Raw genomic sequence first — 25803 nt, 5'->3', positions numbered from 1 at the left:
CGCTCCTACAGGGCGAGTCCCAGGCCGCGTCGTCGCTGGAAGTCCGACTGTAGGAGCGGCGCAAGCCGCGACCGCGACACCGCGCTTACGACGCAACCTGCTGCAACGCGGTCGCGACTTGCGTCGCTCCTACAGGGCGAGCCCCAGGCTGCGTCGCCGTTGGAAGTCCGACTGTAGGAGCTGCGCGAGCTGCGACCGCGACACTGCGCTTGCGACGCAACCTGCAGCAAGGCAACGGCAACCGCCCGCTTCACGCCACCGCCGCCAGCGGCTTGCCGAAGCCCGTTCCGACCATCCCCGGTATCCGTTCCACCAACAGGTCGATCGCCGCGCGCGTGCGCAGCGGCAGGTAATGGGTGTGCGGCCACACCGCGCTGATCCGGCTGCCGACCACGCGGTCGGCGTGCATCACCATCTGCAGTTCGCCGCTGCGCAGGTAGCGGCTCAGCAGCCAGCACGGTAGCTGGGCCAGGCCGGCGCCGGCGATGGCCGCGTCGGCGATCGCCTGCAGGTCGTCGAAACGCAGGCGCGCGTTGACCTGCGGCTCGCGCACTTCGCCGTCGCCGTCGCGCAGGCGCCAGGGCACGAGCTGGCCGTGGCGGCCGTAGATCACCGCGTCGTGGCCGGCGAACTCGTCGATCTCGCGCGGCAGCCCGCGCTTGGCCAAATACGCCGGCGCGGCGCAGATGCCCAGGTGCTCCTGGGTCAACAGGCGCGCGGCGAGGGTCGCGCTGTCGCGCAGGCGGCCGACGCGGATGCCCAGGTCGTAGCCTTCCTCGACCAGGTCGACCATGCGGTCGTTGAACGACAGGTCGATCTCCAGCTTGGGATGGCGCCGCGATAGTTCCAGCACCACCGGCGCCACGCAGTGGCGGCCGAACATCACCGGCGCGCTGATCCGCAGCCGTCCGCTGGGTTCGCGCCGGCCGCTGTCGAGCGCGGCCTCGGCGGCGTCGAGTTCGGCCAGCGCCTTCACGCAGCGCTCGTAGTAGGCCTGGCCGTCCTCGCTCAGGCTCTGGCGGCGGGTGCTGCGGTGGAACAGGCGCACGCCGAGCTGTTGCTCGAGCCGGGCGATGCGCTTGCCGATGGCCGAGCGGGTCACCCCCAGGCGGTCGGCGGCGACCGCGAAGCTGCCGGCCTCGGCGGACTGGACGAAGGCGACGATGCCGAGCAGGCGATCGTTGACGGCCATGGGATTGGTTCCTGTCGGGCTACGGAGAGTGGAAGAAATCTAGCCACTAGAGCGCACGCGGCGACGCTATCGTAGCGCTCCTGGGCCGCGGCATCGTCCCCGGCCCCCCGTCCCCACTGTTCCAGGAGTGTCCCCCATGAAGGCTTACCGCATCCGCGCCGGCCGCGGCATCGACTCGCTCGCCCTGGCCGAGGAAGCGCCCGCGCCGCTCGGCGCCGGCCAGGTGCGCCTGCGCGTGCGCGCGGTGTCGCTGAACTTCCGCGACCTGATGGTCGCCGACGGCCGTTATCCCGCCGGCGGCGACCGCGCGGTGATCCCGGCGTCCGACGCCGTCGCCGAAGTGATCGAGCTCGGCCCCGGCGCGTCCCGCTGGGCGCTCGGCGACCGCGTCGCCACCAGCTTCTTCCCGCACTGGCACGCCGGCGCCGCCAGCGCCCACGCCACCCGCGAGCCGTTCGGCGCCGACGCCGACGGCGTGCTGGCCGAACAGATCGTGGTGTCGCAGGAGTCGGTATTCGCCGTGCCCGCGCACCTGGACGACGCCCAGGCCGCGACCCTGACCTGCGCCGGCGTCACCGCCTGGAACGCGCTGTTCGTCGAAGCCGGCCTGCGCCCGGGCCAGAGCGTGCTGCTGCTGGGCACCGGCGGCGTCTCGATCTGGGGCCTGCAACTGGCCAAGGCGGCGGGGCTGCGCGCGATCGTCACTTCCTCCAGCGACGCCAAGCTCGAACGCGCCCGCGCGCTCGGCGCCGACGAGACCATCAACTACCGCAGCCACCCGGAATGGCAGGACGAAGTGCTGCGGCTGACCGCCGGCAACGGCGTCGATGCTGTGCTGGAAGTCGGCGGCGCCGGCACCCTGGCGCGCTCGCTGCGCGCGGCGGCGATGAACGGCACCGTCGCGATCATCGGCGGGGTCAGCGGCTTCGCCGGCGAGTTCGACCCGTTCGCGCTGATCATGGGCGCCAAGCGCCTGTCCGGCATCTACGTCGGCAGCCGCGGCATGGGCGAGGATCTGGCGCGCTTCGTCGGCGTCAACCGGATCGCGCCGGTGGTGGACCGCGCGTTCGCGTTCGAACAGGCGGGCGAGGCGTATCGCTACCTCGAAAGCGGCTCGCACTTCGGCAAGGTCGTGATCCGGGTCGGCGGCTGAGGCGGCGCCGGTCGGCGCAGGCGGCGCGGGCCGGGAACGGCTCGCGTCGTCGCTGCGGCGTCGAGGTCGCGGCTCGCGCCGCTCCTACAATCGGACCTCGCGTCAACGCGGACTCGCCCTGTAGGAGCGGCGCGAGCCGCGACCGCGTCAACGCGGCCGCCGCGAAACTTCCGTCCGCCCGCATCCCGGCACGTGCCGGAACGGGAGCCGGGGTTTCGCAAGCGCGCCGTCGCGGTCGCGTCGCCGTCCGCGACCATCCGCGGATACCGCACCGACGCCCGCGCATGCGATCTTGGCCGCATCGCCTCCGGGCCCTGCGACTCGCCGCCATGACCGATCCCGCCGCCGTTCCCTCGATCCGCCGCGCCCATGCCGGCGACGCCGATGCGCTCGCCCTGGCCGGCGCGGCGACCTTTCTCGACACCTTCGCCGGCATCCTCGACGGCGCCGACATCGTCGCCCACTGCCGCAAGCAGCACGCCGCCGAACTGTACGCGCAGGCCCTGGCTGATCCGGCGACGGCGCTGTGGCTGGCCGAGAGCGCGCTCGGCGCCGCGCCGGTCGGCTTCGCGATGCTGACGGCGCCGAACCTGCCGCTGGCCGACCTGCGCGCGGACGACCTCGAACTCAAGCGCATCTACCTGCTCTCGCGCTTCCACGGCGGCGGCACCGGCCGCCGCTTGATGCAGCACGCCATCGACGAAGCGCGCGCGCGCGGCGCCGGCCGGCTGCTGCTGGGCGTGTACGCCGGCAACGAACGCGCGCTGGCGTTCTATGCGCGCTGCGGCTATGCGCAGATCGGCGAGCGCGAATTCCAGGTCGGCGGTAACACCTACCACGACGCGATCCTGGCGCTGGAGTTGGCGGCATGAGTGCCGGCGAGCAGGACAGCGATGCGCAGGATGAGGCGCGCGGCCCCACGGTCCACGCCTTGCGCGAGCAGGACGTGGACGCCGCGGTGGCCTTCGACGGCAGTTTCATCGCCTTCCAGCGCCTGCTGCTGCAACTGCGCGACGGCGCGTTGTGGTGCGACCTGGATTCGTTCGAAACCGAGCGGCTCGAAGAGCCGTACCGCAAGAACTACGGCGACGACGCCGATGCCGAGGGCTTGCGCGATTATCTGCAGCGCGCCCGCGGCAACACCGCGACCGACGCGGCCGCGTTCGTGGTCCGCCTCGACGGGCGCGTGGCCGGGCGGATGATGATGTCGCGCACCTGGAACGGCTTCGCCTATATCGACGACATCGCCATCGACCGCAACGCGCGCCGCCGCGGGGCCGGCACGGCCTTGATGCATGCGGCGCTGGATTGGGCGCGCACGCACGGCTATCCGGGGATCATGCTGGAAACCCAGGACACCAACGTCATCGCGTGCCGCATGTACCTGCGCCACGGTTTCGTGCTCGGCGGATGCGACCGCTACCACTACGCCAACGAGCCGGACATCGCGCATGAGACGGCGCTGTTCTGGTACCGGATGTTGTGACAATCCGGCCATCTGAATACGTAAATTTTTCCGCATCGGCGGATTGAAACTGCTTTTTTGATGCGTACGGGCATGCGAAGCATGCGGGTTTGCGCGCATCCTGGTTGCGGCGCTGATCATCCGATGCAGCCGCTTCGACGGCGTCACGGCGAATTGACATTCGCCGCGTCGCAATCGCGCCATTCGGAGCCGGGCGCGAACCCTCGCGCCGTCCGGGCCAAGGATGGAACGCACATGGGCGTGGTGCTGATCGAGTATTGGACCGAGTTCGCCGGCGCGGCGCTGCACCGCGTCGATGCCGGCGGCCACCGCGCCTATGCGTTCCTGTGCGCGGGGCCGCCGATCACCGCCCAGGGCGCGCCCGACGCCTACCACCCCGACGACACCGGCAGCGGCAGCCTGCACGACAGCGGCTGGCCGAGCGGCGCTTGGCGCGAGCGGCTGGTGCCCGATCCGCACCAGCCGCAGCGGCCGCTGCGCCAAGCCGAGGGCGCCCAAGCCGGTTACTTCGTCTCCACCACCGCGCTGGCCGACGCCCGCTTTCCGCGCAGCAATCCGCAGGCTTATGTCGACGCGGGACGGGTGCCGTACCTGGCCATGCCGGCGACGTGGCTGGCGCAGGCCGGCGCGGGCGGCGTCGGCGACTTCGTCGTCGTCCACGACCGCGCCACCGCGCGCAGCAGTTTCGGCCTGATCGGCGATGCCGGCCGCGGCCGGGCGCTGGGCGAGATGTCCGAGCGCATGGCCAGCGACCTGTCCGGGGTACGCGCGCACGCGCGCAGCGGACGCGGCGCGCCGCAGGGAACGCTGCTGTGCGTGGTGTTTCCCGGCTCGCGGCGCGAACCGGCCTGGCCGTTGCGCAACTCGGCGTTGCGCTCGCGCTGCGAGCAACTGCTGCGCCCGCTCGGCGGCGTCGCGCGGCTGGCGCAACTGGCCGACTCGCTGGCCGGATTGCCGGCGTCGCGGCCGGAGGAGTAAGCGGGCTGCGAAGTTCCGCGGTGAGTGTGGCGCAAGCCGTCGCTACGTGCCGCGTCCGCCGCGCGGGCGGGGGCGGCGAAGTCGCGCTTCCCGCTTGTGCGGCGAACCTGCCGCATCGCGGTCGCGGCTTGCGCCGCTCCTGCAGTCGCACTTCGATTCAGCGCGCGGCCTGGTCGGTCAGCGACAGGTCCAGGCGCACCAGCCGGCCCAGCCGGTCGCGGCGTTGCGCGCGCAGGTACCAGTGTTCGCGCAGGCGCGGCAGGCGCAGCGGCGGGTGCACGGGTTCGCCCCACAGCGTCAGTTCGTAGCGGCGCTCGTGCAGCCACCACAGCAGGCGGTCGAACTCGGCCTGATCGTCGGCTAGCAGCAGGTCGGCGTCGGCCGGCGCGCGCGCGTCGGGGTCGGCCAGCCAGCGCGGGTAGCTGCCGTGCAGCTCGAACGCGAATCCGGCTTCGCGCAACGCCTGCAGTTCGTCGCCGGTGCTGTCCAGGCAGATGCGCTCGCGCTGTTTCTGGAACACCAGCGCGTATTCGTGGCTGCGGTCGGTGGACGCGTCGCCGGGCGCCAGCGCGCGCGGATCGCGCGCGTAGCACAGCAGGCGCTCTTCGCGCGTCACGAACAGCGCGCCGAGAATCCGCGCCAGGTCCCAGGCCAGCGGCAGCGTGCGCTCGCCGAGAGTCAGGTTTTCGGCCATGGCGATGCAGTAGCCGCCGTCGGGCAGGGCCGCGCGCACGGCGTGGAAGATGTCGCGCAGGCGCCGCAGGTAGGCTTCGTAGTCGCGTTCCAGATAGAGCTGGCCGGCGTCCGCGCCGGGCGCGCCGGCGGGGTCGGGCCAGCGGCAGCCGAAGTAGGGCACGTTGGTCAGGCATAGGTCGAACGGCAGCGGCGCCGGCGCATCCGGCAGGCTGCCGACGGCGACCGGCGCGTCGATGCCGTGGCGTTGCAGCCGTTCGCGCGCCAGTTGCGCGCGCGCCGGGTCGATCTCCAGTCCGCAGCCGCGGCGGCCTTCGAGCGCGGCGGCGAGCAAGGTGGTGGCGAAGCCGCAGAACGGATCGAACACGCGCGCGCCCGGCGCGGCGTAGTGGCGCACGAACGGGCGCATCTGCGCGACCCAGCCGCAGTCGCGGCCGCCGAACGGATCGCGCGCGCGCAGGTCGTCGGGCAGCCGCAGCTGCGGCGGGTCGGGCTCCAGCAGCAGCCAGCTGCGGCTATCCATCGGCGGGCTCGCTTGCGGCGGGCGCGAGCGCAGCGGGCTCGGCGACGGTGGGCCACAGCACGTCGCGATCGGGCTGCCAGCCGGCGCAGAGACGGCCATTGCCGTGGAACACCAGCTTGTAGATGTCGCCGGAGGCGTGGCGGCGGTGCATGGCGGCGTAGTCGGAGGATTCGAACACCACCTCCATGCCGCTGTCCTGCTCGCGCAGGCGCAGGTTCCAGAAGTAATAGCCTTCGGTGATGCGCAGCGGCGTCAGTTGCGGCCACCACGGCGCGTCCATGCACGCGGCCAGCACCTCATCGATCGGCACGCGTTCGGCGTCGATATAGCGGCGGCTGGCGTTGTCGCGATAGCCCGGGTCCAAGCGCGAGAACTCGCGGAAGATCACCGTGCCGGCGCCGCAGGCGCGCGCCCAGTCGAGGTAGGCGCGCACGCCGTCGGCGTCGTCGATGCCTCCGCGTTGCAGGATGCACACCTGGCGCAGCGGCAGCGCCGCGGACAACTGGCGCGCCACCCGTTCGAATACGGCGCCGTCGGCGATCGGTTCGCCGTCGCGGAAGCGCATGATGCGTTGGTTGCGCGCGGCGTCGTAGTGATGCCGCGACAGTTCCAGCCACGACAGGCCGAACGTTCGCAGCGCGGCGATCAATTCCTCGCCGCGGCCGCGGGCGAAGCCGGCGCCGTTGCTGTAGAGCACGCGCTCCTCGACCTGCACCCCGTCGCGTTCGGCCGCGCTCAGCGTCGCCAGCAAGCGCAGGAACCAGTCCTCGTCGTCGCTGGACTCCAGTCCCGACAGCGACCACGACAGCGGCAGCCCGCGCAATTGCGCCAGCGCCGCGCTCAGGCGCTCGAAGTGATCGGGGCCGGGACGCAGGGTCTGCGCCATCGCGCCGCCGTCGTGCCGGCGCAGGTTTTCCGAACAGAACAGGCAGCGCGCCGAACACGGCCGCGCCGCGGCGTAAGGGGTGAAGGTGACCGGCTGGGCGACGCGGTAGCGGCGTTCGCCGATGCGGTGCTCGCGCCAGCGCGCGGCGTCGTGTTCGCCCGGCGCGCGCCGGGCCAGCTGCGGCGTGCTCGCGCGCAGGCGTTGGAACAGGGAAGAGGCCGCGCTGAGCGGGAGCGTGCCCGGGTCGGCGGTCGCTAGCCCTTCGAGAGGGGCTGGCATGGATTCGTCCTTGGAAGTTTGGGCGGGGCGGCGGCCCTCACCCTAGCCCTCTCCCGCGGGCGGGCGAGGGGACTGATCGTGGCGGTCGTAAAGCGCCCTGCTTTCAAGCCCCTCTGCCGCTCGCGGGAGAGGGGTTGGGGTGAGGGACCGCTCAAAGCCGCGCCGCGTTCGCCCGTTCCCGCACCTGCGCGAACGTCCAGTCGGCGACCAGCTTGCCGTCCTCCCACACCGTCACCATCGCGTCTTCGTAGCCCACCGGCTTGGTCGCTTCCTCCAGCGAAGGCGCGTCCGCCGGCACCGGCACGGTCTTGAAGTGGCCGTATTCGCGATGGCGCAGCAGGGTCATGCGGCCGCGCTTGCTCGACTTGCCCTTGTCGGTGACCGGGTCCTTGTAGACGTCGATCCATTCGCCGTCCACGCGCGCGGCCGAGCACTTCAGCGCGAACTTCTGGGTGTCGCGGTCGAGCCGCTGCAGCAGCGCGCCGCCCATGCCGAAGGCGAGGTTGTCGGTGGCGTAGCCGTAGCTGGTCGCGCGTTCCAGGATCGCGCGGATGCTGGTCGGGTTGATGCCGTCGCCCTGGATCACCCGCACGTGGTTGAGCACCTTGTAGCCCTTGCCGTTGACGGTGTGGCCGAAGGCCTCGTCGAGCAGGGACAGGCACTGGTGCACGACATCGACCGGGTCGCCCGAGTCGGGGCGCACCACCAAGGTCGCGCCGGAAGCGATGATCTGCTCGCGCAGGGTCTTGCCCCAGTGCTCGCGAATCGCATGGAAGATGTCGTAACTGTCCGACACCACCGCGACGATCGCGCCGGGCTTGGCGAACTGGTCGAGCATGTTGCGGTAGGCATCGACCTCGCGCTCGCGGCCCCAGCTGGTGATGGTGCTGTGCTCGGCGGCGGGGATCGAATAGCCGGCCATCGGCTCGTGGTAGTAGCGCTTGGCCAGCAGCAGGCCGGAGACGGTGTCGGTGCCGAGGAAGTTGACCAGGTGCGCGGCGCCGCCGAGCGCGGCCGATTCGGTGCTGGACACGCCGCGCGCGCCGAAGTCGTGCAGCTTGAACGGCAGCTGGCCTTCCGGGTCGTCGCTGGTGCGTTCCAGGAACTGGCGGATGGTCTGCTTGGCATGCCAGCTGGTGGTGGCCACCGTCACCGGGTACCACAGGCGCAGCAGCAGGGTTTCCAGGTACGACGGCACCCAATAGGCCTGTGGGTCGGTCGATTCGATCGTCACCAGCGCCTGGTGGGTCGGCACCACGGTGCCTTCGGGCACGGCGCGGATCCGGATCGGCATCAGCCCGTCGTGCTTATCGACGATGTAGCGCCAGCCGGCTTCGTTGAACGGTTCGCCGTGCGCAGCGAACAGGTCGCGCGCTTCGTCGATGTCGGCGTGGGTGACCGGCTTGGCCAGGTACTCCTTGAGGATCGCCTGCAGGCCGAAGAACACCGTGCGGTCGTACACGCCGCCGCGCGATTCGATGTAGAAGAACGTCGCATCGGTGCCGGGCGGGTACTGCAGCCAGTGGCTGGCCTTGTAGCTGTCGGTGTTGAGCAGCAGGTTGTCGAGGCATTGCATGACGGGAAGCTCCTTCGCGTCGGGTGTGGCCGGCGGTCTGTCCGCCGGCGGGAGGGCCGGGCGGTGCGCGTTGCGCTCAGCCGCGGCCCAGGAAGTATTCGAGGATGTGCAGGTGGTCTTCGAACAGCTGCGGGCTCATCTCCAGCGCCTCGCTGACCGGGAACCAGCGCGCCTTGTCGGCGTCGTCGCCGCCGCGCACCTGCGGCAGTTCGCCGGCGGGAAAGTCGAAGTGGAAGGCGTGGGTGATGGTGCGGCCGCGCGCGCTGCGCTCGGGATGGTCGAACACGCGCTCGCCCTTGATCGAGCCCTTGAGCACCGCCAGCGGCACTTTCAGCCGGGTTTCCTCGCGCAGCTCGCGCAGGCAGGCGTCGAGCAGGCTTTCGTGCTGGCCGACGAAACCGCCCGGCAGCGCCCACAGGCCCTTGCCCGGTTCGGCGCGGCGGCGCACCAGCAGCACGTGGCCGGAATGCACCACCACCGCGTCGGTGGTGACGAAGGTCGGCGCGTAGGGCGCATCGCTCCAGGCCGCGCGGTACTGCTCGATGAACTGGTATTCGGCGACCAGTTGCTTGAACGCCGGCGAGCTCTTGCGGAACGCCTCGAGCATGTCGAACACCGGCGCCGGCACGTTGGCGCGGATCAGCATCAGCCCGCCGTGGCTGTCGAGCTGGTTGGCCTCGAACAGGTACTTGCGCAGTTCGGTGGCCGACAGCGTGGCGGTGTGGTTGACGTCGACCAGCGGCCACTGCGGGAACTCGCGCAGGTAGTAGCTGGAGGCGTCCTTGTCCATGCCGACCAGACCGATGCGCGCATCCGCCGCGCCGCCGTCGGCGCGCACCGCCTCGGCGACGCTGCGCTGGACGTTGGCGATCCACTGGCTCTCGTTGTAGAGGTGGTCGCGCAGCGGACGCACGATCAGGCGGTCGGCGCTGTCGGCGAGCGCGGCCTGGATCATCACCGCGCGCTCGGCGACGGTGAAGGGGTTCTTGACGGTGCGGGGGGTGTCGGCGGAACCGACCAGGAAGACGACCTTGGCGGCCTTGCCCAGCGCGTGGCGGGCGACGGCGGCGTGGCCGTTGTGGAAGGGCTCGAAGCGGCCGATGAAGACGAGGTAATCGTATTGCTGCAGTGCCATGAGAATCCCTCACGGAGTTGAAGTGGCCGGCGGTCTGTCCGCTGGCGTATGGCAAAGGTTACGCCGATGCCCGGCGCCGTCAAGTGCCGCCGCTTCGCCGCGGCGCGCGGTGCCGGCGTCGCCCCGAGCGGCGTGGTCCGTTTCGCCCGGACCGCTACAATCGCGCCGAGCAACGGAGGGCGACCATGGGGATGCAGGTTCCGCAGTATTGGGCCGAGGCGCGGCTGCAGGAGAAGTTCGGGAGGGGGCACGTCTCCGGGCGGGTTTCGCTGACGGTGCGTCGCTTCGGTTGGTCCGATTCCAGCCAATCCGACGCCCAGGCCATGGCCGAGACGCGCGTGCGCGACGCGTTCGACCGCATCCTCGCCGGCGAGAAACTGCCGCGCAACGAACCGCGCGTGCCCTACGACGCCGAAGGCCTGCCGATCCGCGAGGAAATCGTCGCCCGCTACGGCAACGAGGTGATCACCCGCAACAGCTACGGTTCGCGCTGCCTCAACTCGCCGGACGTGCTGTTCGCCGATGTCGATTTCAAACCGCCGCCGATGCCGCCGTGGCGACGCAAGCAGTTCGTCGCCGCCGTCGTGGCGGGCGCGGTCTGCGGCGTCCTGTGGCATCCCGTCGCCGGCATCGCGGCGTTCATCGCCGCGTTGATCCTGATCGGCACGATCCACGGCTGGTGGGCGCGGCGGCGCGACCTGCAACTGGGCGGCGGACCGGAGGCGCGCGCGCTGGCGCCGGTCAAGGCCTTCGTCGCCGCCAATCCGGACTGGCACCTGCGCGTCTACCGCACGCCCAACGGCTTCCGCCTGCTGGCGATGCACCGCACTTTCGATCCGCTCGACCCGCAAGTGAACGCCTTCTTCGAAGCGATCGGCGCGGACTCGTACTACGCGCTGTCGTGCAGGCACCAGCACTGCTTCCGCGCCCGCGTCAGCGGCAAACCGTGGCGCATGGGCCTGCGCGAACACATGCCGTACCGGCGCAGCGCCTGGCCGATCGCCGAGGAACACCGGCCCGAGCGCGAGCGCTGGGTGGCCGAATACGAGCGCAAGGCCGAAGGCTACGCGGCGTGCCGCTTCGTCGAACGGTTGGGCAGCCGCGATTACGTGTCGGCGACGCAGTCGGTGCAGCGCTTGCACGACGACCTGTGCAGCGCGACCCGCGATCTGCCGATGGCGTGAGCGGGCGGTAGCGAACCCGGTCGTACGCTGCCGCGACCGGGATCGTGGCGCGTGCCCATCGGTGCGGGGGGCGATGCCGGTCGCCTGGACCGGCGCGGGGTCAGCGCGGTATCAGCGTTTCGAGTTCGCGATGCAAGTCGTCGGGCAATCGCGCGCGGGCCCGTTGCAGGCGTTCGCGCAGCGCTTGCGGCGATGCCTGTTCGAGCGAACCGAAGCGATAGCGTCCGAAGTTGGCCCATGTGCGCAATTCGGACACAAGCTCCCATTCCACCTGCGAGGCCTGCGGCTCGGACAGCGCCTCCAACAGGAAGTCCAGCGCCTGCCATTTGTCCAGCAAGGTGGTGGCGCAGGTCAGCCGGACGCGGTGCGGCGGGCGCAATTCCCAGGCTTGCCGCAACACCTCCGCCGTCAGCCTGGCGTGGCCGCTAGCGTAGGCCCGCAGGGCTTCGGATGCGACCCGGTAATCGATGTCGTGCAGCGCCCGCGCCAATGCCGCGGGCAGGCCGATGGCCGCGCCGCGGATGAGTCCGCGCAGCGCCAGCAGCCGCAACCGCGACGAAGCGTGCGACAACCACGGCGACAGGCTCGCCTCGTCCTCGGGCAGGGCGCATTCGCTCAAGGCGGTCAGCGCGATGCGCGCCCGCGCCGAATCGCCTTTCTCCAGCGCGTCGCGCCACATCCGCCGGGGTTCTTCGCCGAACCGCTCGCGCAGCAGATAGGCCGCTACCCGCCGTGGGCCGGTGGAACGGTCGAACATCGCATCGTCCAGGCTTTCGCGCAGCGAGGGCGCATCGACGTGGGCGGCCAGCCGCAGCGCGTCGCGGCGCAAGGCGGGGACGCGGCGGCGGCGGGTCAGGCGCAACTCGCGGTCGAGGTGCTCCGGCGCCAACAAAGTTTGCGCCTGCGCCAATGCGGCACCGGCGATGCGCGGATGCCTATCGTCGAGCGCGGCGATACACGCGTCCGCCGCGCTGCGGGCGCCGGTCGCGACCGCGGCGGAATAGGCGTATTCGCGCACCTGCGGCGAATCCGACGCGGTGGCCCGCCACAGCCGCTCGGCATGGCGCGGCGCGTGCAACTGCGGTTCGACCAGCGCGCTCCAGGCGTCGGCGTAGCGTTCGCGTCCGCGCATCGACAGCGCCAGCTCGATCAGGTCGAACAGCCGCTCGGGTTCGCGTTGGAGCAGCGAGTCCAACAGGTTTTCGGCGACCCGCCGTACCGGGTCGACCCAGTCGCCGCAACGGATCAGCGCCGCGGCCATCGCCACGCGGCCGGGCCAGTCGGCGAACGCGCGCAGCGCGTACTCGCGCAGATAGCCGTCGTAATCGCAACTGGCGACGAACAGGCAGGCCTGGGCGCGTTCGGGGCCCGCCGCCTGCAACGCCTGCAGGGGCACAAGCCCGTCGGGCCAGACCGGGACGGGCTGGAACGGCCGCCTGTCGTAGGCGCAAAGTTGTCGTTGAAAGTCGTAACGCCGGTGGCTCTTGCGGATCGCCTCCTCCAGGCGCGGCAGCGCGCGCGCCGGCAGCGCCTGCAGCTCGCCGGCGGCGCTTTCCAATTCGCTGTCGGCGAAGACGAAGTCGTGCTGGCCGCGCAGCGCGCGCAGGCCCGCGGTCAGGTAGCAGTTCCAGGCCGCCGGCAGGCGCGCCGGGCTGGGAAAATCGATCAGCATCCTTGAGCTCCGAAGGTACGTGCCGCGACAGACAGGTGCCGCGCCGCGATTCAGTCCGCCACCACCTCGATCCGCACCCCCTCGCACTCCACCACCTGACCCGCGCGGATCTTGCAGGTCTTGCGCAGTTCCACCTGGCCGTCGACCCGCACCGCGCCGCTGGCGACGATGGCCTTGCCGGTGCCGCCGCTGTGGGCGAGGCCGGCCAGCTTGAGCAGTTGGTTGAGTTCGACGTAGTCGTGGCCGGCGTCGAGGGCGAAGCGGATCGGTTGCATGGGGGCGTTGCTTTGGGGCGGTGACGGGGAGGCAGGGTCGCAGCGCTGAGACCTGGACGCAAGACGTTTGCGCGCGCGGCGGCGTACTCTCGGGTTTTCGGCGCCCGTGCGGGTGCCACCGGCCCATCTCCACGGAGGTCCACGATGAAGCGAGCCCAGTACGAGCGGCGCGGCCCGGTGCCGCAGGACGTGATCGAGGCGGTCGAGTTCCAGACCCCGCCGCTGGCCGCGGGCCAGGTGCTGATCGAGGTGCTGGCCGCGCCGATCAACCCTTCCGACGTGCTGACCCTGACCGGCGACTACGGCCTGCTGCCGCCGCTGCCGGCGGTGGGCGGCAACGAAGGCGTGGGGCGGGTGGCCGAGCTCGGCCCGGAGGTGACCCAGCTCAAGCTCGGCCAGACCGTGCTGCTGCCGATCCAGGGCGGCAGCTGGGCCACGCACATGGTCGGCACGGCCAAGCATCTGGTGCCGCTGCCCGACGGCGCCGACCCCAAGCAACTGGCGATGATCACCATCAACCCGCCGACCGCGCTGCTGATGCTCAGCGACATCGTCGCGCTGGAGCCGGGCGACTGGGTGATCCAGAACGCGGCCAATTCGGCCGTGGGCACATACCTGATCCAGTTGGCCAAGGCGCGCGGGCTGCGCACGATCAACGTGGTGCGGCGCGAGTCGGCGGTGGAAGCGGTGCAAGCGGCCGGCGCCGACGTGGTCCTGGTCGACGGCGAGGACCTGGGCAAGCGCGCGCGCGAGGCGGCGCAGAAGGCGCCGATCAAGCTCGGCATCGACGCGGTCGGCGGGCTGGCGACCCAGCACGTCGCCCAGGCCCTGGGCGAGGGCGGGGTGGTGGTGAACTACGGCGCGATGAGCGGCGAGGCCTGCCAGATTTCGCCGGCCTCGTTCGTGTTCCGCGACGTGTCGCTGCGCGGGTTCTGGCTGTCGCGCTGGTTCCAGCAGGCGGCGCCGGCGCGGCGCGCGCAGGTGTTCGGCGAGATCGCCCAGCGGGTGGCCGCGGGCGAACTGCACGCGCGGGTGCAGGCGACCTATCCGCTGGAGCGGATCAAGGACGCGGTGGCCGCGGCCGCGACCGGCGAGCGCGACGGCAAGATCCTGATCCTGCCCAACGGCGAGGTGTGAGCGTGGAGGAGCGAGGAGCGAGCAACAGCCGCTTCTGCTTTTCGCTCACTTCTCACTTCTCTGCGCTCGCTCCTCGCTCAAACGAGTAAAGCCGATGAACACCGAATTGCAGATGCTGGCCTGGGCGGTCGCGCTGGGCATCGTCCACCTGCTGGTGGCGGCCGCGTTCATGACCGCGCAACGCGGCGTGCGCTGGAACGCCAGCGCGCGCGACGGCACGCCGCCGCCGCTGACCGGCACGGCCGCGCGCATCGACCGCGCCTGGCGCAATTACCTGGAAACCTTCCCGCTGTTCGCCGCGCTGGCGCTCGCCGTGGTCGTCGCCGGCCGCGGCAACGACCACACCGCATTGGCCGCGCAGCTGTATTTCTGGGCGCGGCTGGCGTATGTGCCGGTCTATGCCGCCGGCATTCCGTACCTGCGTTCGGCGGTGTGGGCGGTGTCGCTGTGGGGAATCCTGCAATTGCTGTGGGCGCTGCTGTAGTCGCTCAGCCCGTTGCGCTTTCGGCCGCGACCGGCGCCTGCGCGCACAGCGCGCGCTTGGCCGCTGCGGTGAGCTGTTTGATCGCGTACTCGGCGCGCAGCGCGGCGCCGCGGTCGGGGTGCTCGAAGCGCGCCAGCAACCGCGCCGGCGGATGCGCGCGGGTATAGCGCGCGCCCTTGCCGGCGGCGTGCTGGGCGTAGCGGCGCTCCACGTCGACGGCGATGCCGGTGTAGAGGCTGCCGTCGGTGCATTCGATGAGGTAGACGTACCAGGGCATCGGCGTAGGGTAAGGCGAGGAGCGAGCGAAAACCCGCTTTTTCTCACTCCTAACTCCTCTTCGCTCACTCCTCGCCTCATTTAGGAATTTAGTTAAGTAATCAAGGCTATACTGGCCGCTCCGCGCCGCCCGGCGCGCCCGAGCCGCCGCCATGTCGCAAGACAAGATCTTCGAAGCCCTGGCGTCGAGGCCGCGCCGGCAAATCCTGGCCTTCCTGTCCGAGCGCGAGCTCAGCGCCGGCGACATCGCCGCGCGTTTCGACATGAGCGCGCCGGCGGTGTCGCGGCATCTGTCGGTGCTGGTCAACGCCGGCCTGATCAGCAGCGAGCGTCGCGGCCAATTCGTGGTCTACAAGCTGGTGCCGGACCATCTGGTCAATACGCTGACCCAGTTCGCGTTCGAAATCTGCCCGGTCGGCGGCCCGCTCAAGCGCGAAAGCCGGCGCGCGGCGCGCAAGAGCGCGGGCGGCAAGCCGGCGGCTTGAGGCGCGGCGCCTGCGCGCCCGCATCGGCCCGGGCCGCGCCCGACGTCACTCCTGCTCGAAGCGCTCGATCTCCTCCAGCACCGCCTCGGCGCGGCGCACGCTGGCGCCGGCGACGCCGTCGTCCACCGCCCGGCGCAGGCGCGGCCGGGCCGGGTCGCGCGACCAGCGCAGGAACCACGCGCTGGCCAGCAGGCCGGCCACCCCGACCGCGCCGCCGTAGACGAACATCGACGGCGCGTTGCGGTACAGGTCGACGCCGAACAGGCTCATCAGGATCGCCGCCAACGCCGGCATCCACAGCAGCCACCAGGCCAGCCCGACCGCGAGGCCGCCGCGCACGTAGGCCCGGCGCAGCGCCGCCAGCCGCCGCTGCAGGGCCAACACCGGTGCGGTGTAGTCGATGACGGCGACGCAGGACTGCACCCACGCGCCGCACACCACCAGGGCGATGCCGTACAGATGCAGGGCCAGGCCGAACGCGAGCAGGTGCGCGCTGTGCGCATGCGCGCTCCAGAACGCTGCGCCCCAGATCGTCAGCAGCACGCCGGCGGCCATCTGCAGCGCCTGTCCCCACACCAGCGGACGCAGCCCGCTGCGCATGCGCCGGCCGCGCTCTTCGCGCAGGCGCAGCCGTTCCATCCGGTGCTGGCGGTCGAGCTTGTCGCCCAGCGCCTGCCAGGCTTGCTTGAGTTCGTCGAGTTCCATCGTCGCTGCGCTCATGGTTCGGTTCCGCGGTGGCAAGGGGCGTCAGTCGGCCAGCGCGGCGCGCAGGCGCTGCTTGAGCCGGCCGATCTTGGTGGCGACGTTGCTTTCGCTCAGGCCCAGGACTTCGGCGATCTCGCGATGGCCGCGGTCTTCCAGGTAGAGCAGCAGCAAGGCGCGGTCCAGCGGCGGCTGCTGCGCGATCAGGCGCTGCAGCAGGCGCAGGCGCTGCGCGATTTCCGGCGTGTCGCCGTCGTCGGCGGGCAGCGCGTGCAGGTCTTCGTCCAGCGCCAGGGTGTCGTGGCGGCGGCTGCGTTCGCGCAGGTGCGAGATCGCCACGTTGAGGGCGATGCGGTACATCCAGGTGGAAAAGCTGCGCTGCGGATCGTAGCGGGGGAACGCGCGCCACAGCTGCGCGGCGATGTCCTGGGCCAGGTCGGCGCGCTCGTCCTCGCCGCGGGCGTAGCCGGCGGCGACCTTGTAGACGATGCCGCGGTGCGCGGCCAGCAGCGCCTCGAAGCGGCGCTGCCGCGCCGCCGTAGCCTCCCCGCGCATGCCGTCCGCTCCTGCCATCGCCTGGGTCCGTTGGATGTCCATGCCCGGGTGATTCGCGCCCCGGGGCGAATCATCACACCCGCGGCGACGGACGGGCGAGTCGGTGCGGGGCCGCGCCGTCAGGCCGCCGCGGCGGCCTCGGCGCGGTGGCGGTAGAACTGCAGGATGGTGTCGCTGAAGTCGCCGATCAGCCAGCGCGCCAGCGGCGCGGCGTACCAGTTGAAGCCGGTGCTGACCCGGTAGTCCATGCGGATGCGCAGTTCGGTGGCGGCGCCGCGCGCGACCAGGGTGTAGCGGGTGCCGATGAGGTCGAAGTAATGGCCGCCGATTTCGACGTGGTCGTCGAGCGCGCCGGGCGGGATCGAATCCGGCGCGAACTGGTACTGCCATTGCACGTAGCGGCCCGGCTGCCAGTCGGCCGAGCGCTGGCGGAAATGGATGCCCTTGCCCATGCGCACCTCGCGGGTGAGGCCGGCGGCGTCCTCGTGGGTCAGCCCGGCCAGCGGCGTGGGCACGCCGATGCGGTACATCCAGGCGCGGTCGACCTCGGCGGCGCGGATATGATCGGCGTCGAGCAATTGCCGCCACACCGCCGCGGGAGCGGCCTGGACCAGCACGCTGCGTTCGACCCGCTCGATCCGCCACGGCTCGTCGTGGCCGACGCCGAACAGGGTCAGCAGCACCGGCAGGAACGCCAGGCTGTAGACCGTCGGCGTCTTCGACCAGCCGGCCCAGCGGCACAGCGCGCCCATCAGCATGCCGCCGATCGAGGCGAGCACGGCGAACAGCGGCCAGATGAGCACGATGCAGATCGCGCCTTCGAGCATGAACAGCATCGTCCCGGCCATGCACAGGGTGACGCTGAGCCAGGGCGCGAAGAAGTGATAACGCAGCCCGCGCGCTTGCTGGCGTTCGGCCAGATAGACCGTGACCGCGCCGATCGCGACCGGCGCGAGCAGGATGAAGACGGTCAGCATCGGCGCCCAGGCGCTGCCGGCTTCGCCGTTGAAGACCAGGCGCAAGGCCAGGCCGATCAGGGCGCCGCCGAGCACGGGCAGGAGCGCGAGCAAGGGCCGGTCGAAGCGCCGTATTTTCGCCACCCGCGCCGCGTAGGCGGCGTGCGCCTCGGGGGGCAGCGGCGGCGGGTCGGCGGGCGAGGGGGCGGGCGCGTCGCGGTCGGGATTCGGGTCGTTCATCGGCTCGGGATCGATTGCAGGGAAACGGGGGCGCTCGCGCGCGGCGGCGCGGCATCGAGGCAGTGCAGTTCTTCGCGCGGCGGCAGGTCCTCGGGCAGGCGCAGATCGCGCACCAGCCCGACGCGTTCCAGCGCGCGCAGCAGCCACCAGCCCGGGTCCCACTCGCCCGGATACAGCCCCAGCCGCGCCGAACCCGGAAACGCATGGTGGTTGTTGTGCCAGCACTCGCCCATGGTCAGCAGCGAGGCGAAGCGCACGTTGCGGCCCTGCACCGCGGCGCCGCGCACTTCGTGGCGCATGCCGCCGTGGTTGTGGGCGAAGTAGCCGACCAGCCAGTGGCCGAACACGCCCGCGCTCACCCGCGCGCACACGCCCCAGAATACCCAGCCCCAGCCGCCGAGGGCGTAGAAGCCCAGCGCCCACGGCAGGTGCTGCCACATCCAGGTGCGCTGCAGGAAGCGATAGAAACGGTCGTCGGCGATGCGCGCCTCGATCTCGATCTTCGGCGGCGCGCGCAGGCGCAGTTCGCAATGCAGTTGCCACCACGCGTCTTGCAGGAGGCCGCGGCGGTGGGCGAGATAATCGTGGCAGTGCGGCAGGCGCTGGGCGTAATCGCGCAGGTCGTGGGTGCGCACCAGCGCGAGCGGCCCGGCCAGGCCGACCTGCACGCCGCAATAGACCAGCAGGTATTCCAGCCACTTGGGGCAGGCGAAGCTGTCGTGGATCAGCTTGCGGTGCATGCCCAGCGAATGGCCGAGCAGCAGCACCGCGGCGGTGGAGACGAGGAACAGCGCGAACGCGCCCCAACTGAAGGTCAGCGCGCCGCCGACGATGGCGCCGGCGGCCATGGCGGCGAACCACAGCGAGCGCACCGGCTCCCAGGCGACCAGGCCGTCGCTGACGCTGCGCACCGAGTCGGCCAGCCGGTTTCGCGAACGCACGCGGTGCGCGCTCAGGCTGGCGGGGATCGCGTCCTGCGGCGCGGGCGCGGAGGGCGTCGCCTTCGCCGACGCGGCGGTCGCAGGCAAGGCCTTCGCGGCGGGCCATGGATTCACGGGCAGCGGGTTCACAGGCGTCTCCTTCGCACGTTGCACGGCCGTCGCGGCATCCGCGCCGGCCCCTGCCGGCGGGATTCATGTATCAGCATTTAACTAATTTGCTAAGAGATTGGTTATGCGTGCCGCTGCCGTCAAGCCCATGCCGACGGGCGGTCGGCCTGGGCAAGCCGGGGTCATGTTCGCGCAGTGCTTCGTCTGCGGGGCGATGGCTTGGCGAGCATGCGTCGCGCCGCAAGGCGACGGGCTTCGGTCTGGCTGGGTTTTCGCTGTAATGCGGCCATCGCCACGTCGGGCGCGTTAACTACTGCCGTAGCTTGATCGCCTCAGCGGCGTGCACGGTGCGCCAGCGCCATGTCGCGCGCCGATTCTGACTTGAAACCCGCGGAGCGCGCGCCGCCGCTATCGCTGCCGCGACGGGCACGGAGGCTTCTCATCTCGACCGTGGCGGCGCCGCACCCTCAGCCGTATTCGATCGCCAGCACTTCCACGTTGGCGTCGCCGGCCGGCCGCTTCCACACCACGCTGTCGCCCACGCGCGCGCCGTGCAGCGCGCGCGCCAGCGGCGAGACCCAGCTGATCAGCCCGCGCTCGGGATCGGCCTCGTCCTCGCCGACGATGCGGTAGCGATGCTCGTGGCCGGCGTCGTCGATCACTTCGACCCGCGCGCCGAACGCGACCCGATCGGACGGCTGGCGTTCGGGCGCGATGGTGATCGCGCCGAGGATGCGCGCCTGCAGCCAGCGCATCTCGCGCTGGATATGCGCGCGTTCCAGACGCGCGCCGACCGCTTCGGCCGCGATCGCACCGTCCAGCGCCTGCACGCGCTTGATCGCGTCGTTCAGGCGCGAACGCAGCAGCATCATCCCGCGCGGGGTCACGTAGTTGGGGTGCTCGCTGATCGGCAGTTCCGGCAGTTCGCCGGGATCGGATTCGCCGTCGCCTTCCCTGACGAAGGCGCGGCTCATGTGAAAGGGGCGTGCAAGACAGACATTGTTCGACTTTAGGACGGCGAACGTTGTCTCAGGGTGAGCGTGATGTGATTTGGGGTTTGCCGGAATTGTCGGTTGGGCGGTTCGGCGATTCGAGGCGGAGACGGCGGCGAGGGGTTTGCTCGCATCGCGTGTAGGCGTCGAGCCGTCGCGCAGCAACGGTGATGGCTTCTTTGCGCCGGACTTGAGCCTGCGGCTTTTGGTTATTTCCCATTCGCGATGGGGATGCTTAACCTCGGGCCGAGATACGGCGTTAGTCGACAGGATGTTGGGGAATTCGATGAATCGAAGCGGCGGTACTTCGACTTTTACACGCGCGCTCGCACCCGCGGCGTTGGCGTTCGCCGCTTGCGTGGCCGCGTCCTGCAGCACAGCGGGAACGAGCGCGGCCGGTCGTGGCGGGCGGGCAGCGGATCCGGCGAGCGCGGTGACGGTCGAGAATCTGTTGCGTTGGTCGGTCCAGGGGCCGGCGGGGATCGCCAAGATCCGCAGTGGCCTCACGCAGACATTCGAAATGAAGCCGTCGGGCAAGCAAGGATTGTACGGCGCGGGTCCGGTGAGGCTGACCGACGGATACACCCTCAACTTTTCGAGCATCCGGGGTCTGACCGGCGCGATCCATATAGGCGTCGAGGAGCGCCCGTGTTATTCGCCGGATCGCGCAGCTTCGTTCCTGCCAGGCGTTTCCGATCGCGTCGAACTCGATGCGCACATGATCGATCGCGGCAAGAACTACGTAACTGAGCGTAATGGATTCCGGGTGTATTTCAACACCACGCCCGATACGTATCAGTGCGTAACTAGCATCCACATTCGGCCTTCAGAGAAGGCGAATCCATGACCGTTGCGAGCAACGACGCCGAATATTTACGGTCGCATTCCGAGTTCATCGAGATGCCGGTACGTATCCAGGCTTGGATACTGGAGTCGCCGACCGCGGCCGCCGGTTTCGCCGCATTCTTCAAAGAGGGTGGAATCGTGGAAGACCGGCCGAATGTCGGACTTCCGTACTATTCGGCGAAAGACCCTCCGGCGATCTTCGTAGAACAGTCCCAATGGCAACAATTGCAGGCCAACGACGCCCCCGCCTGGCCCCAGCGCCACCTGTTCGGAACCCTCGCCCACGAGATCGGCCACCACCGCTACAACACTGGCTCGGTGCCGTTCCACGGCCGCACCGGCGAGGAGTACGTGCAGTACCGCGCCGGCCTGGAAGCGCAGGCGATCTTCAACGCGTTTGCGATCTTCAAGGAACTGGAAGGCCAGCCTGAGTTCGCCGGCGGCAAGCCGTTCGGCTCCATCGGCTATTTGAACGAGGTCGAGCTGGGCTCGCTGTACGGCGAGTGGAAGGCCGGCCGGTTGCGCGATGCCGAGGCGGTCGAACGGATCGCGGCGAAGGTGGCCGATGCGCCCTACACCTTGGCCAGGCCGCCGCAGGACATGGACGGCAACGGCGCGATCGCCCACCGCGACGCTTATTTGCGCGATTACGCTCGGTACATCGAGCCGAAACTGCAGCCGCAGTCGTCCACCGATCCCGCCGCGGCGCCGCTCGGCCCGCACGATGCCGCGCTGCTCGACCGCCTGCGTGCGCAGGTGCGCGAGCTCGACCGGCTCGCCGGCAAGGGCTGGGACGAGCAAAGCGAACGCTTGAGCGCCAGCGCCCTGGTCATGGCGAAAGAATGCGGATTCACCGCCCGGGACGAGCTGCGCCTGGCCTTCAACCGGCGCAGCGACGATTTCGCCGCGGGAACCTTGCTGCATCTGGCGCGGCAGGGCGCGAACGCGTCTCTCGACCCGTACGCCAACCGCGCGCACATGCCGGTGGCCGAGGCCCTGGCCGTCCCGGCCGCGGAGCGCTGCGAGCAGGCGCGGGCCGTCGAGGTCGCGCAGGCGCAGGCCGCGCAGCCGCAGGCCGTTTGCGCGCCGGACGATCCCGGCAAGACGGCTGCGAAGCTGCCGGCCTGAAGTCGCCGGCGCGAGGCAGGCCAGGCCGAAGACGAGCCGGGCCGCCGTCCCCGATCCGGGCCGAACCTGCGATCATGTCGCATGGAACCGCAAACCCCCACGGCCGACGCCGCTCCGGCCGCATTCGACACCCTCCCGCTCGCTCCGGCCCTGCTGCAGGGCGTGGCCGCGCTCGGCTACAGCGCCATGACCCCGGTGCAGGCGCGCGCGCTGCCGGCGATCCTCGACGGCCGCGACGTGATCGCCCAGGCGCCGACCGGCAGCGGCAAGACCGCCGCGTTCGGCCTGGGCCTGCTGCAACGGCTGGATCCCGCGCAGATCCGCACCCAGGCGCTGGTGCTGTGCCCGACCCGCGAACTGGCCGACCAGGTCGGCCAGCAACTGCGCAAGCTCGCCTTCGCCATCGCCAACCTCAAGGTCTCGGTGCTGTGCGGCGGCATGCCGCTGGGCCCGCAGCTGGCCTCGCTGGAACACGCGCCGCACATCGCCGTGGGCACGCCCGGGCGCCTGCAGGAACTGCTGCGCCACGGCGCGCTCAAGCTCGACGGCCTGCGCACGCTGGTGTTCGACGAGGCCGACCGCATGTTCGACATGGGCTTCGAAGAGGCGGTGCGCGAGATCGTGCGCAAGACGCCCAAGAACCGCCAGGGCCTGCTGTTTTCGGCCACGTTCCCCGATGCGATCCGCGAACTCGGCCGCAACGCGCTGCGCGATCCGGTCGAGGTCACCGTCGAGGGCGAGACCTCGGCGCCGCGCATCGATCAGTATTTCTACGAAGTCGAGGCCGGGCGCAAGACCCCGCTGCTGGGCGCGTTGCTGCTGGAGTACCGTCCCGAGTCGTGCGTGGTGTTCTGCAACATGCGCAAGGACACCGAGGAAGTGGTCGGCTCGCTCGAACACTACGGCTTCACCGCGCTGGCCCTGCACGGCGAGATGGAGCAGCGCGACCGCGACGAGGTGCTGGTGCGTTTCGCCAACCGCAGCTGCAACGTGCTGGTGGCCAGCGACGTGGCCGCGCGCGGGCTCGACGTCGAAGACCTCAGCGCGGTGGTCAACTACGACCTGCCGACCGACCCGGACGTCTACGTGCACCGCATCGGCCGCACCGGCCGCGCCGGCCGCGGCGGCGTCGCGCTGAGCCTGTGCGGGCCGCGCGAAACCGCGCGCGCCGAGCAGATCGCGCAGCGCATGGGCGCGCCGCTGCAGTGGCGCAGCGCCCAGCCGCTCGGCGGCAAGGCCCGCAACGCCCCGGCCGCGCCGATGGCGACATTGCGCATCGACGCGGGCAAGACCGACAAGCTGCGTCCCGGCGACATCCTCGGCGCGCTGACCGGTGAGGCCGGGCTCAAGGCCGAGGCGGTCGGCAAGATCAACGTGTTCGCCACGCGGTCCTATGTCGCCGTCGCCCGCGGCCAAGCCGCCGCGGCGCTGGCGCGGTTGCGCGAGGGCAAGGTCAAGGGGCGCAAGTTTCGGGTGAACCGGCTGTAGAGGCCGCGGGCGCGACATCGCGCTTACGACACGACCTGCCGCAATGCGGTCGCGGCTCGCGCCGCTCCTACAGGGCGAGCCCGCGCTTGCGACGTTGCCGGATGTCCGACTGTAGGAGCTGCGCAAGCTGCGACTGCGACACGGCGCTTGCGACGCAAGCCATGGCAGCCCGGTCGAAGCCTGCACCGCCCTGCAAAAAACGCCGGTGTTTGATCACTTGCCGTTGAGCGAATACTTGCCCGGCCCCAGCAACGCCACCGCGGCCGCCGTGGCCAGGAACATCGCCTGCAACTCGATCGCCCAGCCGCCTTGGTCGTTGAGCTGGCCGAGTTGGCCCAGGTGGACGAGCGCGATCGCGACCAACATGTTGCCGGCGACCAGCACCGCGCCGATGCGCGCGTGCCAGCCCAGGATCAGCAGCGCCGGGCCCAGCACTTCGCCGAGCAGCACGCCGTAGCCGAGAAAACCGGGCAGGCCGTGCGCTTCGACCATGCCGACGATGCCCTCGGTGCCGCCGCGCAGCTTGGCGATGCCGTGCAGCAGGATCAACACGCCCAGGCTCAGGCGCAGGATCAGTTTGCCCAGGTCGGACCAGCGCTCGGTGGTCATGGTGGCTCGCGTCGGTGGAGGTGGCCGCCAGGATCGCGCCGAGGAGGCGCAGGCGCCGTGAAGCCGCAAGGGTCTTTGGCTCGATGCTTGGCGCCGGACTGTGGGAGGGACTTCAGTCCCGACGCTGTCCGTTCGGGTCGCGGCGACCCGGCCGAAGAGCGTCGGGACTGAAGTCCCTCCCACAAGAGCCGAAGCTTGGCTTGCTGCGTTGTGGAAGGGGCTTCGCGGTGGTGGCTCTTGGTGCGGGTTGCGGCGACCCGGCCGAAGAGCGTCGGGACTGAAGTCCCTCCCACAAGAGCCGAAGCGCGGCCCGTTGTGTTGTGGGAGGGGCTTTCAGCCCCGACGCCTTTGTTTCAGGCCACGGCGATCCAACCCGGCCGATCGCCTCAGCGCAACGCCCGCAGCGTCACCGTCAAGGTGTCCGGATCGCCCGAGCGCGCCGCGCCGCTGAAGTCGGGGCCGCCGCTGGCGGTCACGTCGTCGTACGGGAACGCGTAGCCGCGGTTGTCGGGCAGCCGTTCGTGCACCAGTCGCGCGTAGTGGTTGGTCTGGGCGTTGCGGTAGAAGCGGCTGGCGACTTCGCCGTTGGGCTGGTTGGCGTTGTCGAGCAGGGTGGTGCGGTTCAACGCCGCGGCCAGGCGCGGGATGATCGCCTTGCGCACGTCGCTGGCGCCGCCGAGGCTGAAGGGGCCGCTGTCGCAGCTGAGCACGTCGGCGGTGCTGGGCTTGGCGAAGGCTTCGCCGTTGTTGAAGCGCAGCAGGTTGTCGCCGCCCACGCGCGCGGTCAGCACGCCGAAGCCGGACTGGGTGTCGACGGTGAGGGTGGTGCCGCGGTACTTGTTCCAGCACGCATCGATGTAGCCGGTTAGGTAGTTCTGGAAGCGCGCGGCCTGGTAGTGCGCGCTCATCGCGCGCAGGTTGCGGCCGTCGGGACCGCGCTGGATCAGCGAGTTCCAGGCCGAGCCTTCCTGCGTGGCCTGTTGCTGCAGCGAGTAGCAGATCGGGTCGAGCGAGGCCGCCGGCAGGCCCGGGATCGTCTCGACCCGGCCCGACAGCGAGCGCAGCGACAGCCCCAGCGGCGCGGCGACGAAGTCGACGTAGCTGATGTTGGAGAACAGCTCGTACTCGTTGAAAGTGAATTCGGCGAAGGTCCAGTTCTTGTTGAAGTTGGTGTCGCTGGTGTTGAGGAAGCTGGGGTGCACCACCGCCGGGCCCGGGTTGACGTAGAAGTTCAGCTTGCTGCCGGTGACCAGATAGATGCGCGCGCCGTACATGCGCGGCACCGACACGCGCACGGTGCTGCCGTTGGCGCCGAGCGGGATCGCGCAGTCGGCGCCCAGCGGCGTCACCGGCGCGGACGGCGAGGGCGGGTAGTAGGCGCTGCCGTCGGCGCGCACGAACACCGGCCGGCCGTTGTCGAAGCCGGTGACGTAGGCATAGGCCGTGTTCTGGCCGGACGCGTTGAGCAAGGCGAGGTTGAAGCGCGCCGGGGTGGCGGCGAGCGCGCCGCGCGGCAACAGCGGGACGGCGAGCGCGGCGGCGCTGGCGCCGAGGAAGGTGCGGCGGGTGACCATCGGGTGCGGCTCCTGGGCTGGGCAAGCGCGGCGGCGCAACCAGGCGCCGGCGGAGCGCGGCGCACGACCAAGCCGGTGGCCTGCGTGGACGGACGTGGGCGCGGGAAGCGCGCCCACGGGCCGCACCTTGTCCCGTGGTTGACAGCGCTGTCAGTGATCGCGGCCGCAGATCGTCCACGCCGGGGCCGTGCGCGGCGGCGCGGATGCGGAAGAAAGCGATTACCGTCGAACCTGAATGCGCGAAGCCGGG

At 70.7% G+C, this 25803-nt stretch carries 26 protein-coding genes and 4 pseudogenes; 13 read left to right on the top strand and 17 right to left on the bottom strand.

What is annotated here, in order from left to right:
- Positions 1 to 250: 250 nt before the first annotated feature.
- On the bottom strand, positions 251 to 1192 hold the full coding sequence (locus tag JHW41_RS18100; protein ID WP_250444206.1) for a LysR family transcriptional regulator: 942 nt from the start codon (positions 1190 to 1192) through the stop codon (positions 251 to 253).
- A gap of 136 nt (positions 1193 to 1328) precedes the next feature.
- On the opposite strand from JHW41_RS18100, the gene JHW41_RS18095 reads away from it, so the two are divergent.
- The 4 genes from JHW41_RS18095 to JHW41_RS18080 all read left to right on the top strand — a co-directional run bounded on the left by JHW41_RS18095 (position 1329) and on the right by JHW41_RS18080 (position 4809).
- The gene (locus tag JHW41_RS18095) at positions 1329 to 2345 is read left to right on the top strand and encodes a zinc-dependent alcohol dehydrogenase family protein (RefSeq protein ID WP_250444205.1); all 1017 of its coding nucleotides are present in this window, start codon (positions 1329 to 1331) and stop codon (positions 2343 to 2345) included.
- A 329-nt stretch (positions 2346 to 2674) separates the two neighbouring features.
- A complete protein-coding gene (locus tag JHW41_RS18090; RefSeq protein ID WP_250444203.1) occupies positions 2675 to 3217 on the top strand; it encodes a GNAT family N-acetyltransferase in 543 nt (180 codons plus the stop codon).
- On the top strand, positions 3214 to 3831 hold the full coding sequence (locus JHW41_RS18085) for a GNAT family N-acetyltransferase (RefSeq protein WP_057946731.1): 618 nt from the start codon (positions 3214 to 3216) through the stop codon (positions 3829 to 3831). Before JHW41_RS18090 ends, JHW41_RS18085 begins: the two co-directional genes overlap by 4 nt.
- Before the next feature lie 234 nt (positions 3832 to 4065).
- A complete protein-coding gene (locus tag JHW41_RS18080; protein WP_250444201.1) occupies positions 4066 to 4809 on the top strand; it encodes a glycoside hydrolase family 75 protein in 744 nt (247 codons plus the stop codon).
- Positions 4810 to 4966: 157 nt separating this feature from the next.
- On the opposite strand, the gene JHW41_RS18075 is transcribed toward JHW41_RS18080, so the two are convergent.
- From JHW41_RS18075 to JHW41_RS18060, 4 genes are all read right to left on the bottom strand, one after another.
- Positions 4967 to 6025, bottom strand: a complete 1059-nt coding sequence (locus tag JHW41_RS18075) for a DNA methyltransferase (RefSeq protein WP_250444199.1) — start codon at positions 6023 to 6025, stop codon at positions 4967 to 4969.
- A complete protein-coding gene (locus JHW41_RS18070) occupies positions 6018 to 7190 on the bottom strand; it encodes a hypothetical protein (RefSeq protein WP_250444198.1) in 1173 nt (390 codons plus the stop codon). The genes JHW41_RS18075 and JHW41_RS18070 overlap by 8 nt, the downstream gene beginning before the upstream one ends.
- Positions 7191 to 7341: 151 nt before the next feature.
- Complete coding sequence (locus JHW41_RS18065; RefSeq protein WP_250444196.1) at positions 7342 to 8766, bottom strand: nicotinate phosphoribosyltransferase; 1425 nt, start codon at positions 8764 to 8766, stop codon at positions 7342 to 7344.
- Positions 8767 to 8842: 76 nt separating this feature from the next.
- Positions 8843 to 9901 carry a bifunctional nicotinamide-nucleotide adenylyltransferase/Nudix hydroxylase gene (locus JHW41_RS18060; protein WP_078998276.1) on the bottom strand — a complete coding sequence of 353 codons (1059 nt, stop codon included), beginning with the start codon at positions 9899 to 9901 and terminating at the stop codon, positions 8843 to 8845.
- A 185-nt stretch (positions 9902 to 10086) separates the two neighbouring features.
- On the opposite strand from JHW41_RS18060, the gene JHW41_RS18055 reads away from it, so the two are divergent.
- Positions 10087 to 11085, top strand: coding sequence for a hypothetical protein (locus tag JHW41_RS18055; RefSeq protein ID WP_250444193.1), 999 nt, complete (start codon positions 10087 to 10089; stop codon positions 11083 to 11085).
- Between the two features lie 100 nt (positions 11086 to 11185).
- Here the strand turns inward: JHW41_RS18055 and JHW41_RS18050 are convergent, their stop codons facing one another.
- Both JHW41_RS18050 and JHW41_RS18045 read right to left on the bottom strand, forming a co-directional pair.
- Positions 11186 to 12757 carry a hypothetical protein gene (locus JHW41_RS18050; RefSeq protein WP_250444191.1) on the bottom strand — a complete coding sequence of 524 codons (1572 nt, stop codon included), beginning with the start codon at positions 12755 to 12757 and terminating at the stop codon, positions 11186 to 11188.
- 50 nt (positions 12758 to 12807) lie between these two features.
- Entirely contained in the window at positions 12808 to 13032 is a 225-nt protein-coding gene (locus JHW41_RS18045; protein ID WP_250444190.1) for an RNA-binding S4 domain-containing protein, read from the bottom strand.
- Between the two features lie 144 nt (positions 13033 to 13176).
- Here JHW41_RS18045 and JHW41_RS18040 point away from each other — a divergent pair, with 144 nt between their 5' ends.
- The gene (locus tag JHW41_RS18040) at positions 13177 to 14169 is read left to right on the top strand and encodes a zinc-dependent alcohol dehydrogenase family protein (RefSeq protein ID WP_250444188.1); all 993 of its coding nucleotides are present in this window, start codon (positions 13177 to 13179) and stop codon (positions 14167 to 14169) included.
- Positions 14170 to 14263: 94 nt separating this feature from the next.
- The gene (locus JHW41_RS18035) at positions 14264 to 14653 is read left to right on the top strand and encodes an MAPEG family protein (RefSeq protein WP_250444185.1); all 390 of its coding nucleotides are present in this window, start codon (positions 14264 to 14266) and stop codon (positions 14651 to 14653) included.
- 4 nt (positions 14654 to 14657) lie between these two features.
- Here the strand turns inward: JHW41_RS18035 and JHW41_RS18030 are convergent, their stop codons facing one another.
- On the bottom strand, positions 14658 to 14930 hold the full coding sequence (locus JHW41_RS18030) for a GIY-YIG nuclease family protein (protein WP_057946741.1): 273 nt from the start codon (positions 14928 to 14930) through the stop codon (positions 14658 to 14660).
- A 151-nt stretch (positions 14931 to 15081) separates the two neighbouring features.
- Between JHW41_RS18030 and JHW41_RS18025 the strand changes: the two genes are divergently transcribed.
- Positions 15082 to 15414, top strand: coding sequence for a metalloregulator ArsR/SmtB family transcription factor (locus tag JHW41_RS18025; RefSeq protein ID WP_057946742.1), 333 nt, complete (start codon positions 15082 to 15084; stop codon positions 15412 to 15414).
- A 45-nt stretch (positions 15415 to 15459) separates the two neighbouring features.
- Here JHW41_RS18025 and JHW41_RS18020 read toward each other — a convergent pair whose 3' ends face one another.
- The 5 genes from JHW41_RS18020 to JHW41_RS18000 all read right to left on the bottom strand — a co-directional run bounded on the left by JHW41_RS18020 (position 15460) and on the right by JHW41_RS18000 (position 19890).
- A complete protein-coding gene (locus tag JHW41_RS18020; RefSeq protein ID WP_250444183.1) occupies positions 15460 to 16134 on the bottom strand; it encodes a serine/threonine protein kinase in 675 nt (224 codons plus the stop codon).
- 27 nt (positions 16135 to 16161) lie between these two features.
- Positions 16162 to 16671 carry an RNA polymerase sigma factor gene (locus JHW41_RS18015; RefSeq protein ID WP_057946744.1) on the bottom strand — a complete coding sequence of 170 codons (510 nt, stop codon included), beginning with the start codon at positions 16669 to 16671 and terminating at the stop codon, positions 16162 to 16164.
- A 119-nt stretch (positions 16672 to 16790) separates the two neighbouring features.
- Positions 16791 to 17867, bottom strand: a complete 1077-nt coding sequence (locus JHW41_RS18010) for an SRPBCC family protein (protein ID WP_250444181.1) — start codon at positions 17865 to 17867, stop codon at positions 16791 to 16793.
- Positions 17864 to 18937 (bottom strand): acyl-CoA desaturase, encoded by a 1074-nt coding sequence (locus JHW41_RS18005; protein ID WP_250444179.1) that lies wholly within the window; start codon positions 18935 to 18937, stop codon positions 17864 to 17866. Before JHW41_RS18005 ends, JHW41_RS18010 begins: the two co-directional genes overlap by 4 nt.
- A 446-nt stretch (positions 18938 to 19383) precedes the next feature.
- Positions 19384 to 19890 carry a GreA/GreB family elongation factor gene (locus JHW41_RS18000; protein WP_250444178.1) on the bottom strand — a complete coding sequence of 169 codons (507 nt, stop codon included), beginning with the start codon at positions 19888 to 19890 and terminating at the stop codon, positions 19384 to 19386.
- A 142-nt stretch (positions 19891 to 20032) separates the two neighbouring features.
- On the opposite strand from JHW41_RS18000, the gene JHW41_RS17995 reads away from it, so the two are divergent.
- The 3 genes from JHW41_RS17995 to dbpA all read left to right on the top strand — a co-directional run bounded on the left by JHW41_RS17995 (position 20033) and on the right by dbpA (position 23370).
- Complete coding sequence (locus JHW41_RS17995) at positions 20033 to 20755, top strand: hypothetical protein (RefSeq protein WP_250444176.1); 723 nt, start codon at positions 20033 to 20035, stop codon at positions 20753 to 20755.
- Positions 20752 to 21882 (top strand): XVIPCD domain-containing protein, encoded by a 1131-nt coding sequence (locus tag JHW41_RS17990; RefSeq protein ID WP_250444174.1) that lies wholly within the window; start codon positions 20752 to 20754, stop codon positions 21880 to 21882. Before JHW41_RS17995 ends, JHW41_RS17990 begins: the two co-directional genes overlap by 4 nt.
- A gap of 81 nt (positions 21883 to 21963) precedes the next feature.
- A complete protein-coding gene (dbpA, locus tag JHW41_RS17985) occupies positions 21964 to 23370 on the top strand; it encodes an ATP-dependent RNA helicase DbpA (RefSeq protein WP_250444173.1) in 1407 nt (468 codons plus the stop codon).
- 213 nt (positions 23371 to 23583) lie between these two features.
- On the opposite strand, the gene JHW41_RS17980 is transcribed toward dbpA, so the two are convergent.
- Positions 23584 to 23979 carry a DoxX family protein gene (locus JHW41_RS17980; RefSeq protein ID WP_250444170.1) on the bottom strand — a complete coding sequence of 132 codons (396 nt, stop codon included), beginning with the start codon at positions 23977 to 23979 and terminating at the stop codon, positions 23584 to 23586.
- Between the two features lie 100 nt (positions 23980 to 24079).
- Here JHW41_RS17980 and JHW41_RS27320 point away from each other — a divergent pair.
- Positions 24080 to 24133: pseudogene (locus JHW41_RS27320) on the top strand (DUF6053 domain-containing protein); the annotation flags it as partial.
- Here the strand turns inward: JHW41_RS27320 and JHW41_RS27315 are convergent.
- Positions 24115 to 24162 (bottom strand): annotated as a pseudogene (locus tag JHW41_RS27315) (DUF6053 domain-containing protein); the annotation flags it as partial. The pseudogenes JHW41_RS27320 and JHW41_RS27315 overlap by 19 nt on opposite strands.
- A gap of 27 nt (positions 24163 to 24189) precedes the next feature.
- On the opposite strand from JHW41_RS27315, the pseudogene JHW41_RS27310 reads away from it, so the two are divergent.
- Positions 24190 to 24240, top strand: a pseudogene (locus tag JHW41_RS27310) (hypothetical protein); the annotation flags it as partial.
- Here JHW41_RS27310 and JHW41_RS27305 read toward each other — a convergent pair.
- Together JHW41_RS27305 and JHW41_RS17975 are read right to left on the bottom strand one after the other, a co-directional pair.
- A pseudogene (locus tag JHW41_RS27305) lies at positions 24222 to 24272 on the bottom strand (DUF6053 domain-containing protein); the annotation flags it as partial. The pseudogenes JHW41_RS27310 and JHW41_RS27305 overlap by 19 nt on opposite strands.
- Positions 24273 to 24365: 93 nt before the next feature.
- Entirely contained in the window at positions 24366 to 25553 is a 1188-nt protein-coding gene (locus JHW41_RS17975) for a glycoside hydrolase family 64 protein (protein ID WP_057946751.1), read from the bottom strand.
- Positions 25554 to 25803: the final 250 nt, after the last annotated feature.

The organism is Lysobacter enzymogenes (genome assembly GCF_023617245.1).
GTDB classification, from domain to species: Bacteria; Pseudomonadota; Gammaproteobacteria; order Xanthomonadales; family Xanthomonadaceae; genus Lysobacter; species Lysobacter yananisis.
This window is presented reverse-complemented; position numbering and strand designations above follow the sequence as displayed.